Annotated in this window: 13 protein-coding genes; 11 read left to right on the top strand and 2 right to left on the bottom strand. The window is 62.4% G+C overall.

Going from position 1 to position 13,854, the window contains the following annotated elements; all coding sequences use genetic code 11:
* The first annotated feature begins 175 nt into the window (after positions 1-175).
* From B3B04_RS03760 to B3B04_RS03715, 10 genes are all read left to right on the top strand, one after another.
* A complete protein-coding gene (locus tag B3B04_RS03760) occupies positions 176-553 on the top strand; it encodes a DUF883 family protein (RefSeq protein ID WP_292040015.1) in 378 nt (125 codons plus the stop codon).
* Positions 553-993 (top strand): hypothetical protein, encoded by a 441-nt coding sequence (locus tag B3B04_RS03755; RefSeq protein ID WP_292040013.1) that lies wholly within the window; start codon positions 553-555, stop codon positions 991-993. The genes B3B04_RS03760 and B3B04_RS03755 overlap by 1 nt, the downstream gene beginning before the upstream one ends.
* 164 nt (positions 994-1,157) lie before the next feature.
* Complete coding sequence (locus tag B3B04_RS03750; protein WP_292040012.1) at positions 1,158-1,334, top strand: DUF1328 domain-containing protein; 177 nt, start codon at positions 1,158-1,160, stop codon at positions 1,332-1,334.
* 93 nt (positions 1,335-1,427) lie between these two features.
* Positions 1,428-2,300, top strand: a complete 873-nt coding sequence (gene rsmI, locus B3B04_RS03745; RefSeq protein WP_292040011.1) for a 16S rRNA (cytidine(1402)-2'-O)-methyltransferase — start codon at positions 1,428-1,430, stop codon at positions 2,298-2,300.
* 4 nt (positions 2,301-2,304) lie between these two features.
* Positions 2,305-2,733, top strand: coding sequence for a YraN family protein (locus B3B04_RS03740; RefSeq protein WP_292040009.1), 429 nt, complete (start codon positions 2,305-2,307; stop codon positions 2,731-2,733).
* Positions 2,730-3,545 (top strand): transglutaminase family protein, encoded by an 816-nt coding sequence (locus tag B3B04_RS03735; RefSeq protein WP_292040007.1) that lies wholly within the window; start codon positions 2,730-2,732, stop codon positions 3,543-3,545. Before B3B04_RS03740 ends, B3B04_RS03735 begins: the two co-directional genes overlap by 4 nt.
* Before the next feature lie 102 nt (positions 3,546-3,647).
* Complete coding sequence (gshB, locus tag B3B04_RS03730) at positions 3,648-4,595, top strand: glutathione synthase (protein WP_292040005.1); 948 nt, start codon at positions 3,648-3,650, stop codon at positions 4,593-4,595.
* Positions 4,596-4,661: 66 nt separating this feature from the next.
* Positions 4,662-6,224 carry a YifB family Mg chelatase-like AAA ATPase gene (locus tag B3B04_RS03725; RefSeq protein ID WP_292040001.1) on the top strand — a complete coding sequence of 521 codons (1,563 nt, stop codon included), beginning with the start codon at positions 4,662-4,664 and terminating at the stop codon, positions 6,222-6,224.
* 43 nt (positions 6,225-6,267) lie between these two features.
* Positions 6,268-7,821, top strand: a complete 1,554-nt coding sequence (locus tag B3B04_RS03720) for a response regulator (RefSeq protein WP_292039998.1) — start codon at positions 6,268-6,270, stop codon at positions 7,819-7,821.
* Positions 7,822-7,857: 36 nt separating this feature from the next.
* Positions 7,858-9,585 carry an AmpG family muropeptide MFS transporter gene (locus B3B04_RS03715; RefSeq protein ID WP_292039997.1) on the top strand — a complete coding sequence of 576 codons (1,728 nt, stop codon included), beginning with the start codon at positions 7,858-7,860 and terminating at the stop codon, positions 9,583-9,585.
* Between the two features lie 80 nt (positions 9,586-9,665).
* On the opposite strand, the gene B3B04_RS03710 is transcribed toward B3B04_RS03715, so the two are convergent.
* Both B3B04_RS03710 and dapF read right to left on the bottom strand, forming a co-directional pair.
* Complete coding sequence (locus tag B3B04_RS03710; RefSeq protein ID WP_292039994.1) at positions 9,666-11,942, bottom strand: NADP-dependent malic enzyme; 2,277 nt, start codon at positions 11,940-11,942, stop codon at positions 9,666-9,668.
* Positions 11,943-12,027: 85 nt separating this feature from the next.
* Positions 12,028-12,885 carry a diaminopimelate epimerase gene (gene dapF, locus B3B04_RS03705; protein WP_409516057.1) on the bottom strand — a complete coding sequence of 286 codons (858 nt, stop codon included), beginning with the start codon at positions 12,883-12,885 and terminating at the stop codon, positions 12,028-12,030.
* Positions 12,886-12,932: 47 nt separating this feature from the next.
* Between dapF and B3B04_RS03700 the strand changes: the two genes are divergently transcribed.
* The gene (locus tag B3B04_RS03700) at positions 12,933-13,742 is read left to right on the top strand and encodes a potassium channel family protein (protein WP_292039992.1); all 810 of its coding nucleotides are present in this window, start codon (positions 12,933-12,935) and stop codon (positions 13,740-13,742) included.
* Positions 13,743-13,854: the final 112 nt, after the last annotated feature.

Here is a 13,854-nt window from a genome sequence, read left to right as displayed (position 1 = left end):
CCTGAACGCTCGGACCGACCAGCACTATTCGACAAGCTTTACCTTTGAAGACCGAGGCTTATTCGCGTATCTATGTCACCTGACGTTGTGTCGCACGGGGAACTTCGACCATTCTGTGACGTTCGGTTCCTGAGCTCATATTTTACAGCTAAGCTATTTACGGAGACGACGCACCATGGCTACGTCGCAAACCCGCGAGACTCTCAAGAACGATCTCAAGACCCTCAAGGAAGACACTGTGACCCTGACGGACGATGCAAAGACCGCTGCCCGCGCCGAAGCGGCTGCTCTGAAAGAAAAGGCCGCCCAGAAGGCCGCCAAGGCTGAAGCCCTTGTGCGCGAAAAGGCCGAGCAAGCCACCGAGAAGGCCAAGGAAGTCTACGGTCAGGCACGTGAAAAGGGTCGCGAATACTACGACGACGCTCAGGAACGTCTGGACGAAGCTCAACGCTATGTGACCGAGCGCGTGCAAGAGCGCCCGCTGCAATCGACCGCCATCGCCCTCGGCGTCGGTGTGGTCATCGGTCTGCTGCTCGCCGGTCGTCGCAACTGATGATCCGCGGCCTGATCAATCGCGTCGTTGCCGGCGCCGTCGCTGCGGCCGCCGCCTTTGTGGCCATCATCGCTCTGGGCGCAACCGTTTTTTACGGCCTGTGCCTGGTTCTGGTTCCACTGGGCGCAGCGGCAGCCACGGCGGGCATTTTCGCCGTGATCGCCGGTATCGCCTATATGACCTTCTCCAAGAAGGCCGACGGTGACGACGACAGCGACGTTGAAGATGAAGACGAGCCGGATTCCATGGTCGGCCGCGTGCTGCACATGGTGCAACAACGCCCGGTGATCGCCATCGTGGCGGCTTTGGGTGCAGGCGCTGTGCTTCTGAGAAAGCCCGGTCTGGCGGCGCTGGCTCTGACGGCCTTCAATGAATCAGGCCACAAAGACAGCCGCTCCGGCAAGCGTCGTCACGGCAGCAGCCGCAGACGTCGCCGCTAAGACATCAAGCGTTATACGCATACAAAACGGCACCCTTTCGGGTGCCGTTTTTCATTTGGTACCAACATTTAACACTAGGCGGAACAGCAACCCCACCGGCACGTTAGTTTTGCGACGCCACTCACTTGGCCTCTACTTTCAAAAATAATCCCCCGGAGGAACCTATGCTGCGTTGGGCCATCATCTTTTTCATTATCGCTCTAGTCGCGTCGCTTCTCGGCTTTGGCGGTATCGCCGGCACCTCGATGGAAATCGCGAAATTCGTGGCCATCATTGCCGTTATTCTGTTTGTCGTGTCGCTGGTTGTAGGCGGGATACGTGGACGCGGTCCTCGCGTCTAACGTGTCCTTCAGACGATAGTACGTCTCGCGTGCGGGGCCGCCTTCGAGCGGCCCCGTTTGCGTTTCGGGGCACAGGCTGGCAGGGTCCGGCCAATGTCCGAAGCTCCGCTTTTTGCCCCGACCGCTCCGCCGCCCCGCCCTGTTTCGGGTGGATTCTATCTGGTGGCCACACCGATCGGAAACCTGCGCGACATCACGCTCAGGGCGCTGGATGTTCTGGCGGCAGCTGATCTGGTGCTGGCCGAAGACACCCGCGTGACAGCCAAATTACTGACCGCCTACGGTTTGAAGGCCAAGCTTGAACGCTGCGACGATCATACGTCCCAGCGCGCGGCAGAAGTGGCCATGCAGTATCTGCGCGAAGACAAGGTCGTCGCCCTTGTTTCGGATGCGGGTACCCCCATGGTGTCGGACCCCGGTTTTGTCGTCGCCCGCGCCGCTATTGCCGAAGACATCAAGGTTCACCCGATCCCCGGCCCGTCCAGCGCTCTGGCCGCCCTGTGCGTCGCCGGCCTGCCCGCCGACCGGTTCACCTTCGCTGGGTTTCTGCCCCCCAAATCCGCCGCCCGTAAAACAGCACTCGAGGCCCTGCGCACCAGTCTGCACACCTTGATCTTTTTCGAGAGCGGCCCGCGCCTTCAGGACAGCCTGAAAGACATGGCCGAAGTGCTCGGCGATCGCCCTGCCGCTGTGGCGCGCGAGCTGACCAAACTCTATGAGGAATGCGTCCGTGGCAGCCTTTCGGAACTGGCCAATGACCCGCGCTGCGACGCCCCCAAGGGCGAAATCGTGGTCGTAGTCGGCCCCGGTGCGGAGACTGCCGCATCGGAAACCGATATCGACGCCGCCTTGGCCGAAGCCCTGACCCGCCTGCCGCCGGGCGAAGCTGCCTCCGAGGTGTCCAAGGCGCTGAACCTGCCACGCAAGATGCTCTACAAACGCGCATTGGACCTAAAAGGCCACTGATCGCATGCGCTGCCCGCCTGACCACCTGCCGGAACCCCGCGCCGCACAACGCGCCGCGCGCTCTCGCAACGGTTTGAACGCCCGCAAGCAGGGCCACCAAGGCGAATGGCTGGCGGCGCTCTATCTGATGGCCAAGGGCTATCAAATCCTGGGCTTCCGGTTGAAGACCCCGCAAGCAGAAATCGATTTGCTTGCGCGCAAAGGCAGTATACTGGCGGTTGTAGAGGTCAAACGCCGACAGTCGCCCGAGTTGGCCCTGATGGCGCTGAGTTCCGATCAGCAGGAGCGGCTACTTAACGCCGGAAATCGAATTGTTCGGACCCGTCCTTCGTTACAGAAACTTGAGCCGCGGCTGGACCTGATTGCTCTGTCACCGGGACGATTGCCGCGCCATCTCAAAGGACTGACGACTACGCAAGGAACCGCGTTTTGACCGCGCAAGAGGCCATTAACACTCTTGAGGACGCCGGAAAGGCCGATGACGCCTGCTTTCCCTTGTTGGAGGCGGCCATCGCCTGCGCACTTCACGATCAGCCGCGCCGCGATGCGTCGGTCGTGCGTCGTCTGGTGGAAGACGCGGCCAAGCGTCTGCGAGAGCGGGTCGAGGAAGAAACACCGGACGATGCGCTGACCGAGACACTGGCGGGCGATTTTCGTCTGAACGGGGATTTGCTCGACGCCGCCTCCGAGCATGCAGCCGACATCATAACCATCTCCGAGACGCGACGGGGATGGTCGGCTGCCTTGGTCATCCTCTATCTGGAAGCTGCCCGCCGCGCCGGTCTCGAAGCCGCCGCCGTGGATTTTCCCGGTCACGTGCTGCTGAGAGTGGAAACGCCCGATGGTCCTGTGGCCCTTGATCCGTTCAGTCAGGGCCGTCTGGTTCTGCCCAGTGAACTGACCCGCCGAGCTCTGCACGCGGGCCTGACCCCCCATGTGGCCGATCGCCTGGACCTGCTGATGGCACCGATCAGCGAGCGGCAAGCCCTGCTGCGTTTGCAGAACCTGATTTTCGCCTATGCCATCCAGCGCGGAGATTATGCTCAGGCCGAGCGCTCGGCGCTGCGCCGTGCCCTTCTGGACCCGACCGACCACCGTCCATGGCTGGACGTGGCAACGGCGCGTGAAAAGCAGGGCGCTCTTCAAGGGGCCATGGCAGCCCTTAGCCAAGCGCGCGATATGAACGCCGAAACCGAGCTGGCCTCGGCGTTCAACCTGCATAAGCTGCGGCTGCGCCTCAACTAAATCGGTCTTTTTAGGCCGCCCGTCCTTGCACACGGGCGGTGGCGTCGCCAAACATTCAGATGGCCGCTTTTGGCCATCCCATGCGCCCAGCCGAGGAAGAGTATGCTCAAGGTCGCCATCCAGATGGACCCGCTCGAGAACGTCAACGTCGAGTCGGACACCACCTTCCTCATGGCGCTGACCGCGCAGGTCCGTGGTCACAAGTTGTGGGTCTATGACTTCCGCACCCTGTCGCTGGACGAAGGCCGCCTGTACTGCCGCGCCCGTCCGGTCACCGTGCAAAAGGTTCAGGGTCGGCACGCCGATTTCGGCCCCGAACAAAAGCTCGACCTCGAGAATGACATCGACGTCATCCTGATGCGTCAGGACCCGCCGTTCGACATGGCCTATGTGACGGCCACCTATCTGTTGGAGCGCATCCATCCCAAGACCCTGGTGGTGAATGATCCGGCGGAAGTGCGCTCGGCGCCTGAGAAACTGGTGGCGACCCTGTGGCCGCAACTGCAACCGCCGACCCTGATCTCGTCGGATCCGGTCGCTTTGGTCGACTTCCACAAGCGCCACGGCGATGTGGTGCTGAAGCCGCTGCACGGGGCCGCTGGATCGGGCGTGGTTCGCCTCAAGGCCGATGATCCAAACCTCGAAGCCCTGATCGAAATCCATGCCAGCGCCTCGCGCGATCCGCTGGTCATCCAGAAATTCATTCCGGCTGTCTCAGCCGGTGATAAGCGCATCCTTCTGGTGGATGGCGAGCCAGTCGGGGCTATCAACCGCATTCCGGCCAAGGACCAGGTGCGCTCGAACCTGCGCGTCGGCGGCACGGCCGCTCCGGTTGAACTGACCGAACGCGACAAGGAAATCTGCGCTACGATCGGCGGCTATCTCAAAGAGCGCGGCCTGATCTTCGTTGGCATCGATGTGATCGGTGACTATCTGACCGAGATCAACGTCACCTCCCCTACCGGTGCCCAGCAGCTGCTGAACTTTGCCGGTATCGATGCCACCGCCGCCATGTGGGACGTGATCGAACGCAAACGCGTCGCGGCATAACATCGGTATTGCAAAGCCTATAAGTTCGTGATTTGTTCACGCCCGTAACAGGGCGGGGAACAGGTGATGGTCGCGCGGGTGGTGACGGTGGCGTTCGACGGTGTCGAAGCCAGACGGGTGGATGTCGAAGTCCAGCAGGTCGCCACGCCGCAAGGGGCTTTTGCTATTGTCGGCCTGCCGGACAAGGCCGTCGCCGAAAGCCGCGAGCGCGTGCGCGGGGCCTTTGCCGGTATCGGTCTGGCCCTGCCACCCAAAAAGGTCATCGCCAATCTGGCTCCGGCAGACCTGCCCAAGGAAGGCAGCCATTTCGACCTGCCTATCGCCTTGGCGCTGCTAGCCTCGATGGGCGTGATCGGTCAGGACGCACTGGATGGTTGGGCCGCCATCGGCGAGTTGGGGCTGGACGGCCAGATCGCGCGCGTGGGCGGAGCCCTGCCTGCCGCCGTCGCCGCAAATGCTATGGGTTTGGGCCTGATCTGCCCCGAAGCCAATGGGCCTGAAGCCGCATGGGCGGGTGAGGCGCGTATTTTGGCCCCGCGCTCACTCATTGGTCTGATCAACCATTTTCGCGGCCAGCAAACCCTGTCTGCGCCCGTGCCCGGAGCCTTGCGAGAAGAAGCGCTCGGGCCAGATTTGCGTGACGTCAAAGGGCAAGAAGGGGCCAAGCGCGCCCTGGAGATTGCCGCGGCCGGTGGTCACAACATCCTGTTTATCGGTCAGCCGGGGTCGGGAAAATCCATGCTGGCCCAGCGGCTACCGGGTCTGTTGCCGCCGTTGATGCCGGAAGAACTGCTGGAAACCTCCATGGTCTGGTCGGTGGCGGGCCTCATCGAACGCGGAGCCCTGACACGGGCGCGCCCGTTTCGCGCCCCGCACCATTCCGCCTCCATGGCCGCTCTGACCGGCGGCGGGCACCGTGCCAAGCCGGGCGAGGCCTCCTTGGCCCACAACGGTGTGCTGTTTCTCGATGAGCTACCCGAATACTCGCCTCAAGCGCTGGATTCCCTGCGCCAGCCTCTGGAGACCGGAGAGATCATGGTGGCGCGCGCCNNGCTGCGCTATCCAGCCCGGTTTCAACTGGTGGCGGCGATGAACCCGTGCCGCTGTGGGCTTGGAGGTCCGGGCAAGGGGGCGTGTGGCAAGGCTCCGCGTTGTCAACGCGACTACCAAAACCGCATTTCAGGCCCTCTGTTTGACCGCATTGACCTGACCGTCGAAACGCCGCAGGTCACGGCTGCCGACATGTCCTTGCCACCCCCCGCCGAAGGCACCGCCGAGGCCGCCGCCCGCGTGAGGATTGCCCGCGAGCGCCAAAGCCGACGCGGGGCGCAGCTGGGTCTGTCGCCTGCCGACAGTCTGAATGCCCGCTTGGCAGGCGAAGCGCTGGAGCAGTTCGCGACGCCCGATCAAGGCGGCAAGGACCTGCTGATCAAGGCGGGCGAAGCTGGCGGCCTGACCGCGCGCGGCTGGACCCGCACCGTGCGACTGGCCCGTACCATCGCCGATCTGGAGGGCGGTGATGCCGTCCTGCACCGCCACGTCGCCGAGGCTTTGATGTACCGCCGCGCCACCTTGGGTGCCGCTGACAGCTTTGACCGCCAGCATGCGAAATCTGCCTTTCATGCCTAACGAAGTTCGCTAGACCTTAAGATTTGACAGTCAGACTGACACCATGGATCAGCCTGTTCGTGCCAAGTCTAAACCGTCTGCAAGAGCGCCTGCCGTGGCCAAGCCCGACAGCGCTGCGCCGGAGCAGCAGTTTCTGCGTCTGATGAGCCATGAGATGCGCACGCCTCTGAACGGGGTGATTGGCATGCTTGGCCTGTTGTCGCGCACCCGTCTGGACGGGGCCCAGCGCGCCTATGCCGAGGCGGCACAGAAATCGGCTGAACACCTGCTGGGTCTGGTCAATGACCTGCTGGACTATGCCCGTTTGGAGGCAGGCGCGCTGGAGTTCGATCTGACTCCGGTGGACCTTGAAACCCTGACCCGCAGCGTCGCCGAATTGCTCAGCCCCCGCGCCCATGATCGCGGGCTGGAGATTGCATGGTCTGTCGCGGCGGACGTGCCCTTTGTAATGGCCGACGAGGGGCGCCTGCGCCAGATTCTGTTCAATCTGGCGGGCAATGCAGTCAAATTCACTGACGAAGGTGGCGTCCACATTCAGGTGGTGCGTGTCGGCGGGTCCGATGAAAAGCCCAAGCTGGACTTTATCGTCGACGATAGCGGCCCGGGCGTCCCCAAAGAGGCCCGCCAGCGGATTTTCGACGAGTTCGGCCATGCCGACTATTCCGACGCCGTGCGCCATGACGGGGCAGGACTGGGTCTGGCCGTGGTGCGCCGTCTGGCCGTCGCCATGGGCGGAAAGGTCTGCGTCGAGGATCGCCCCAAGGCCCAAGGGGCCCGTTTCCGTTTCACCGCCAGCTTTACCCGTGCCGAAACGCCGGAGCGTTTGCGTACCCTGAACGCGCAACCGGTCAATGTGCTGACCCCCTGCCGCTTCACCGAAGCCGCGGTCCGTGCCCAGTTGGAAGCCAGCGGCGGTGCCCTCAGCCCCGACGCCAAGGTCACCCTGATCGATCATGCCTTGGCCGATGAAGGACAGCGCGTGATGCGCCCGCAGGAGGGCCAGTCCATCATCCTTCTGCGCCCGTCCGAGCGCGATCTGATCTCGGCCTATAAGCGCGATGGCTTTCACGGGTACCTGATCAAACCCTTGCGCCGTGAATCTCTGGTCGAGCGGGTTCTGGTTGCCAGCCCGCGCCCCGACAACACCGCCCCCATCATCCGCCATATTGAAGACGACCGTCTGGCCGAGGGCAGTTTCAAGGGCGTTCGGGTGCTTCTGGTCGAGGACAATCCGGTCGGCCAGCTTTTGGCCAAGACGCTGCTGCGCCGCGAGGGCTGTATGGTGCAAACCGCCGCCGACGGGCAGGAAGCACTGGATGCGGCGCGCTCGCACCTGTTCGACATCATCTTTATGGACATGCGCATGCCACGTCTGGACGGCGTTTCGGCCACGCGCACCTTGCGCGCCCAAGGGTACATCACGCCCATCATTGCCCTGACCGCCAATGCCTATTCCGAAGACCGCGCCGCCTGCCTTGAGGCAGGAATGGATGACCATCTGACCAAGCCGTTGGAGGTCGACAGCCTCAGAACCGCACTGGCCCGCTGGACGAACAGCACCAACCGCGCCAAGGTCACCACGCAAACGCGAGACTAAAGGCCGGTGACGCTCCGGCCCCTTGTCGGAGTGAGAATGAGCCAGCCTGAAGATACCGCCCACGCGAACGCCGCTCCGGCCAAGGCCAAACGGTTCGCGGGACTTGCGGTCTATTTCGAACGTCGCCCCTTCACCATGCTGCTGCTCGGCTTCTCGTCGGGCCTGCCGTTCCTGCTGATCTACGACACCCTTTCGGCATGGCTGCGCAGTTCGGGCATTTCGCTGGAAATGATCGGCTTCTTCGCACTGGCGACACTGGTCTATGCGTTGAAATTTGTCTGGGCACCGCTGCTGGACCGGACCAATATTCCCTTGCTGTCCAAATGGTTGGGCCATCGCCGGTCTTGGATGCTGGCCACCCAAGGCGTGATTATCGCGGGCCTTTGGATGATTTCCGGCTCCAACCCGCAAGACAATCTTGGAATGGTCGCCGCCTTCGCCGTGATGGTCGGCTTCTTCGGGGCCACTCAGGATATCGCTATCGATGCCTGGCGGATCGAGGCCGTAGATGACAGTCGCCAAGGGGCCATGGCCGCCGCCTATCAACTGGGCTATCGCGTCGCACAGATTATTGCCGGTTTCGTGCCTCTGGCACTGGCCGAATTCTACAGCTGGAACCTGTCCTATGCGGTGATGGCCGCCCTGATGGGCATTGGCGTCGCGGGCGTCCTGCTGGCCCCGCGCGAGAAGGCCCATGTGGTGCGGCCCATTCCGGTCTCCGACATTCCGTCCCATCCAATCGCGGAAAAGATTGAATGGATTGTGCGTCTGGCGCTGATTTTCCTCGCCGCCATCCTGATCGGCACGGGCCTGACCGACAAGTTGGCCGCGTTCGAATGGGCGACGGGCTGGGCCCTGCCCCAAGGCCTGATCAACGGTCTGAATGCCGGCATGGAAACCGGCGGCGGACTGGGTGTGCTGATCCAGTTCGTGTGGATCATCTGTGGCTTTGGCCTGCTGTTTGCTGCCTGCTCGCCCATCCCCGGCTATCGTACGCGACCCGGGGCCTATCTGGCCGCCTCGTTCGGTGCACCGGTGAAGGATTTCTTTGTCCGCTTCGGCAAGCTGGCTGGTCCGATTCTCGCGCTGATCTGCCTTTATCGCCTGTCGGACTTTGTGCTGAACATCATGAACCCCTTCTATCTGGATCTGGGGTTCAGCCTGCTGGAAATCGGCGAGGTGCGTAAGATTTTCGGCGTGGTCGCTATCTCGATCGGCGTCTTTCTCGGCGGCGTGTTGGTGGCGCGTTTGGGCCTGATCCGCGCCATGGTGATCGGGGCTTTTATGAGCCCCGTCTCCAACCTGCTGTTCGCCTGGCTGGCAACCCAGGGCCATGACATCACAGCCCTTTTCATTGCCATCTGCGCCGACAACGTCGCTACCGGCATCGCGGGCACGGCCCTGATCGCCTATATGTCCAGCCTGACTTCGGTGGGCTTTACCGCCACCCAATATGCGCTGTTCAGCTCGCTTTATGCCCTGCCCGGCAAGCTGGTCGCATCCCAGTCAGGCAAGATCGTCGAAACCTCGGCGCGCGTCGCCGACAGCGGCGGATTTACCGCCCCGCTCAAGGGCTTTTTCAACAATCTGCCCGAAGGCTCTCTGGTCGAAGGGGCCGCCAAGAGCGGCGTCTCCGTCGCAGGTCTGGGCGCGGGCTATATGACCTTCTTCTTCTACTCCACCCTGATCGGCATCTTCGCCATCGTGCTGGCCTTCTACGTGGCCAAGCGCCAAATCCGGTTGCAGGCCCAACAGGCGCAGTAGGCCGCACAAGAGCGCCAAGAAAAAGGGCGGCCCGGGTAACCCGGTCCGCCCTCTTTTTATCCAGCCAACTCTTTGACAGATCAGGCCTTGTCGTCAGCGCCATAGGCAGCAAACGTCGCCGCATTGATGATTTCGCTGACCGAGGCGCCCAGACGCACGATCTGCACCGACTTCTCCAGACCGACTAGCAGCGGGCCAACCACCGTCGCCCCGCCCAGAGACTGGACCAGACGGGTCGAGATCGCGGCTGAATGAATGGCCGGCATCACCAGCACATTGGCATCCCCCGTCAGGCGCATGAACGGATAGTTGGCGCGGGCATCGGGGTTGAGCGCCAGTTCCGGCGGCATTTCGCCTTCATATTCGAAATCGACATCCATGCCGTCGAGGATGCGGATCGCCTCGCGCACCTTTTCGCCACGGTCACCGGGCGGGTCACCAAAGGTGGAGTACGACAGGAAGGCCACCCGCGGCGTGCGGCCCAGGCTCCGCACCGTGGCGGCGGCCTTGATGGCGATTTCGGCCAGTTCCTCGGCGTTCGGCAGTTCGTGGATCGAGGTATCGGCCACAAACAGGGTGCGACCCTTGGCCAGCAGGATCGACAGGCCGATCATGCGGTCCGTCACGTCCAGAACGCGGCGGACCTCTTTCAGGGCCATGTTGAAGTTACGGGTCACGCCGGTGACCATGCAGTCCGCCTCGCCACGGGCCACCATAGCAGCACCGAAATAGTTGCGGTCCTGATTGATCATGCGCTGCACGTCACGGCGCAGATAGCCACGACGTTGCAGGCGATTGTACAGCCAGTCGACGTATTCAGCGTTACGCTCCGACACGCGGGCGTTCATCACGCGGATGCCCAGTTCGTCGAAGTTGAAGCCGGCTTCGGCTGCGTTCTGGCGGATCAGTTCTTCGCGGCCGACCAGAATGGGTTCGCCCAGTTCGGCCTGTTTGAAGGCCCATGCGGCGCGGATGACCGATGTCTCTTCACCCTCGGCAAAGACGACGCGCTTGGTCGGACCCATGCGCACCGCCGAGGAGATCTTCTGCATCAGGGCCGCCGACGGATCGACGCGCTGGCGCAGGGCGATGCGGTAGGCATCCATGTCCTCGATCGGGGTACGGGCCACGCCGGAATCCATGGCGGCCTGCGCCACAAACGGCGGGATGTACCAGACCAGACGCGGGTCGAACGGCGACGGAATGATATATTCGGCACCGAATTTCAGCTTGCGGCCACGGTAGGCGGCGGCCACTTCGTCCGGCACGTCTTCCCGCGCCAGAGCGGCCAGAGCCTCGGCGCAAGCGACCTTCATCTCGTGGTTGATACGGCGGGCGCGAACGTCCAGCGAACCACGGAACAGATACGGGAAGGCCAGAACGTTGTTGACCTGGTTCGGGTAGTCAGAGCGGCCGGTGGCGATGATGGCGTCGTTGCGGACTTCCTTGACCTCTTCCGGCGTGATTTCCGGATCGGGGTTGGCCATGGCGAAGATGATCGGGCGCGGCCCCATGGACGCGACCATCTCCTTGCTGATGGCCCCCTTGGCCGACAGACCGATCACCACATCGGCCCCGACCATGGCTTCGGCCAGAGTACGGTGCGGGGTGTCGGTCGCGTGGGCAGCCTTCCACTGGTCCATACCGCCCGGGCGGCCTTTGTAGACCACGCCATCGCGGTCACAGATGACAGTGTTCTCGGCCTTGACCCCTGCGGCCTTCATCAGGGCGATGGTCGACAGGCCTGCAGCGCCCGCTCCCGACAGAACAACCTTCAGGTCTTCCAGCTTCTTGCCCGCAATGTGGGCCGCGTTGATCAGACCGGCCGTAGCGATAATGGCCGTGCCGTGCTGGTCATCGTGGAAGACGGGAATGTCGAGCAGGTCCTGCAGCTGAGCCTCGATCTCGAAACATTCCGGAGACTTGATGTCCTCAAGGTTGATGCCGCCCCATGTGTCGCCGATGTTTTTGACGACGGTGACAAACTCGTCCGGATCGGTCGTCTTCACTTCCACGTCGAAGCTGTCGACGTCGGCAAAGCGTTTGAACAGGACCGACTTGCCTTCCATCACCGGCTTCGAAGCCATGTGACCGAGGTTGCCCAGACCCAGAATGGCGGTGCCGTTCGAGATCACGGCGACCAGATTGCCCTTGGAAGTATAGTCATAGGCTTTGTCGGGATCTTCGGCGATGGCACGGACCGGAACAGCCACACCCGGCGAATAAGCCAGCGACAGATCGCGTTGCGTCGCCATGGGCTTGGTTGGAGCCATGGAAATCTTGCCCGGCGTCGGGACGCGGTGGAAATCCAGGGCGTCTTCGTCGGTGAAAGTCTGTTTATCAGTCAAATCAGGCATCTAAATCTCAACCAAGGGCGTCTGCAGCGCGTTGTTCCTAGAGCGCCGATCCCGCAGGAACAACAAGCGAGGCGGTCAAACTCCATTACAACACGGAATGAAGCTGTCCTGTCCCCTCAATTTCGACAGGTCCGGTCATAAAAACGCGGTTGGAAGCTTCGTCCCACTCGATGAACAGCTCCCCGCCGTCCAAAATCATGCGCGCCGCGCGATCAATCAGGCCGCGGCGGCTGGCAGCCACCATGGCTCCGCAGGCACCGGTGCCACAGGCCAGCGTCAGGCCTGCCCCGCGCTCCCACACCCGCAGGCGAATGGTGTTGCGGTCCAGCACATGGGCAAAGCCGACATTGACCCCCTCGGGAAACAGCGGGTGGTGCTCGATCAGCGAGCCGGTCCCGCGCACAAAGGCATCGTCCTGACGGTCGGTGAAAAACACCACGTGCGGATTGCCCATGGACACGGCTCCGGGCGTATGCACCACCGGATTATCGATCGGCCCGACCTGCAGCTCGATGCCGCGTGTGTCCATTTCCTCGGCCAGCGGGATCTGTTGCCACTCCAGACGTGGCTGACCCATGTCGACCCGCACCCGCAGGTCGCCCGCGCGGCTGGCGCGGGTCAGACCACCCAGCGTATCCACCGAAACCTCGGGCTTTTCGAACTCTTCCAGCATCAGCCAGCCGACACAGCGCAGTGCGTTGCCGCAGGTCTCAACCATGGAGCCGTCGGCATTCCACACCCGCATAAAGCCGTCCGCGTCCTGCGAGCGCTCGACCGAGATCAGCTGATCAAAGCCCCCCAACCCCGCTTCGGGTGACGCCAAGCGGCGCACTTCATCCTCGGACGGGCGAAACGGCTGGTCAAAAGCATCCACCACGATGAAGGCATTGCCTGCACCGTTCATGCGGACATAGTCCCACTGGCCCATTCTGGTGTCGGTCATGCCGATCATCTCTGGGAATTCCCCATAACTCATGTATCGCTGATGAAATGACCACCAGCGGTGAACCTGTCCCCCAAACGCCCAAGACCGAAGGCCTGCGTCTGCGGGCGCGCCTGCGCTATCTGTATCACGGCACCCAGCCGACTGCGGTGAAATTCCGCCTGATGGTCATCGTGATTGATCTGGCCATTATCGCCTTCTTTATCGCTGCGCCGATTTTGAAAGAGGCCGGATGGGTCTTCTATGCCGTCGACTATCTGGTGGCTCTGATCCTGGGTCTGGATTTGGCGGCGCGGGCCTATGCCTATCACTCGATCAAGGACTGGTTGAAACGTCCGATTGTCTGGGTGGATCTGTTCGTGTTGGCCACCCTGCTGTTTCCGGCGTGGCTGGCCAATTTCGGCTTCCTGCGACTTTTGCGGTTCTGGAGCCTGCTGAACAGCGAGCTGTTCTGGCGCACGGTCGGGCACAGGTTCGATGACACCCGCGTTGAGGAGGTCACACGGGCAGCCGCGGCGCTGATTACCTTTATCTTTGTGACCACCGGCTTTGTGTATGCCTATTTCGGGCGCACCGAGGGCATCTATGGCTATCTGGACGCGCTGTATTTCACCGTCACCACCCTGACCACCACCGGTTTTGGTGACATCACCCTGCCTGGCAATTGGGGCCGCGTCATTTCCATTGTCATTATGCTGGTGGGCATCACCCTGTTCCTGCGCCTCGCCCAGACCCTGATCCGGCCCAATAAGGTGCGTTTCCCTTGCCCCACCTGCGGCCTGCAGAAACACGATCCGGATGCGGTCCATTGCAAGGCGTGCGGCGAACTGTTGAACATTCCCGACGAAGGCCATTGAACGGCTAAGCCACGGATTTTGCGGCCAAGGTGCGATGTGTCACCTTGTGATGGGTTCACCTTCGCGACAAAGTGCGGCCACAAAAATAATCGCCCGCAAGGCCCCCTTCCTG

The sequence above is a fragment of the Brevundimonas sp. UBA5713 genome (genome assembly GCF_002419815.1).
Lineage (GTDB): Bacteria > Pseudomonadota > Alphaproteobacteria > Caulobacterales > Caulobacteraceae > Brevundimonas.
Note: the sequence above shows the minus strand (reverse complement) of the source record. Positions and strands in the feature narration are given on the sequence as shown.

Coding starts and splice junctions, on each gene's coding strand:
- B3B04_RS03715 (WP_292039997.1), top strand. CDS start 7,858: ATGAGCCAGCCTGAAGATACCGCCCACGCGAACGCCGCTCCGGCCAAG.
- B3B04_RS03720 (WP_292039998.1), top strand. CDS start 6,268: ATGGATCAGCCTGTTCGTGCCAAGTCTAAACCGTCTGCAAGAGCGCCT.
- B3B04_RS03740 (WP_292040009.1), top strand. CDS start 2,305: ATGCGCTGCCCGCCTGACCACCTGCCGGAACCCCGCGCCGCACAACGC.
- B3B04_RS03710 (WP_292039994.1), bottom strand. CDS start 11,942: ATGCCTGATTTGACTGATAAACAGACTTTCACCGACGAAGACGCCCTG.
- B3B04_RS03700 (WP_292039992.1), top strand. CDS start 12,933: ATGACCACCAGCGGTGAACCTGTCCCCCAAACGCCCAAGACCGAAGGC.
- B3B04_RS03760 (WP_292040015.1), top strand. CDS start 176: ATGGCTACGTCGCAAACCCGCGAGACTCTCAAGAACGATCTCAAGACC.
- rsmI (WP_292040011.1), top strand. CDS start 1,428: ATGTCCGAAGCTCCGCTTTTTGCCCCGACCGCTCCGCCGCCCCGCCCT.
- B3B04_RS03750 (WP_292040012.1), top strand. CDS start 1,158: ATGCTGCGTTGGGCCATCATCTTTTTCATTATCGCTCTAGTCGCGTCG.
- B3B04_RS03755 (WP_292040013.1), top strand. CDS start 553: ATGATCCGCGGCCTGATCAATCGCGTCGTTGCCGGCGCCGTCGCTGCG.
- dapF (WP_409516057.1), bottom strand. CDS start 12,885: ATGACCGACACCAGAATGGGCCAGTGGGACTATGTCCGCATGAACGGT.
- gshB (WP_292040005.1), top strand. CDS start 3,648: ATGCTCAAGGTCGCCATCCAGATGGACCCGCTCGAGAACGTCAACGTC.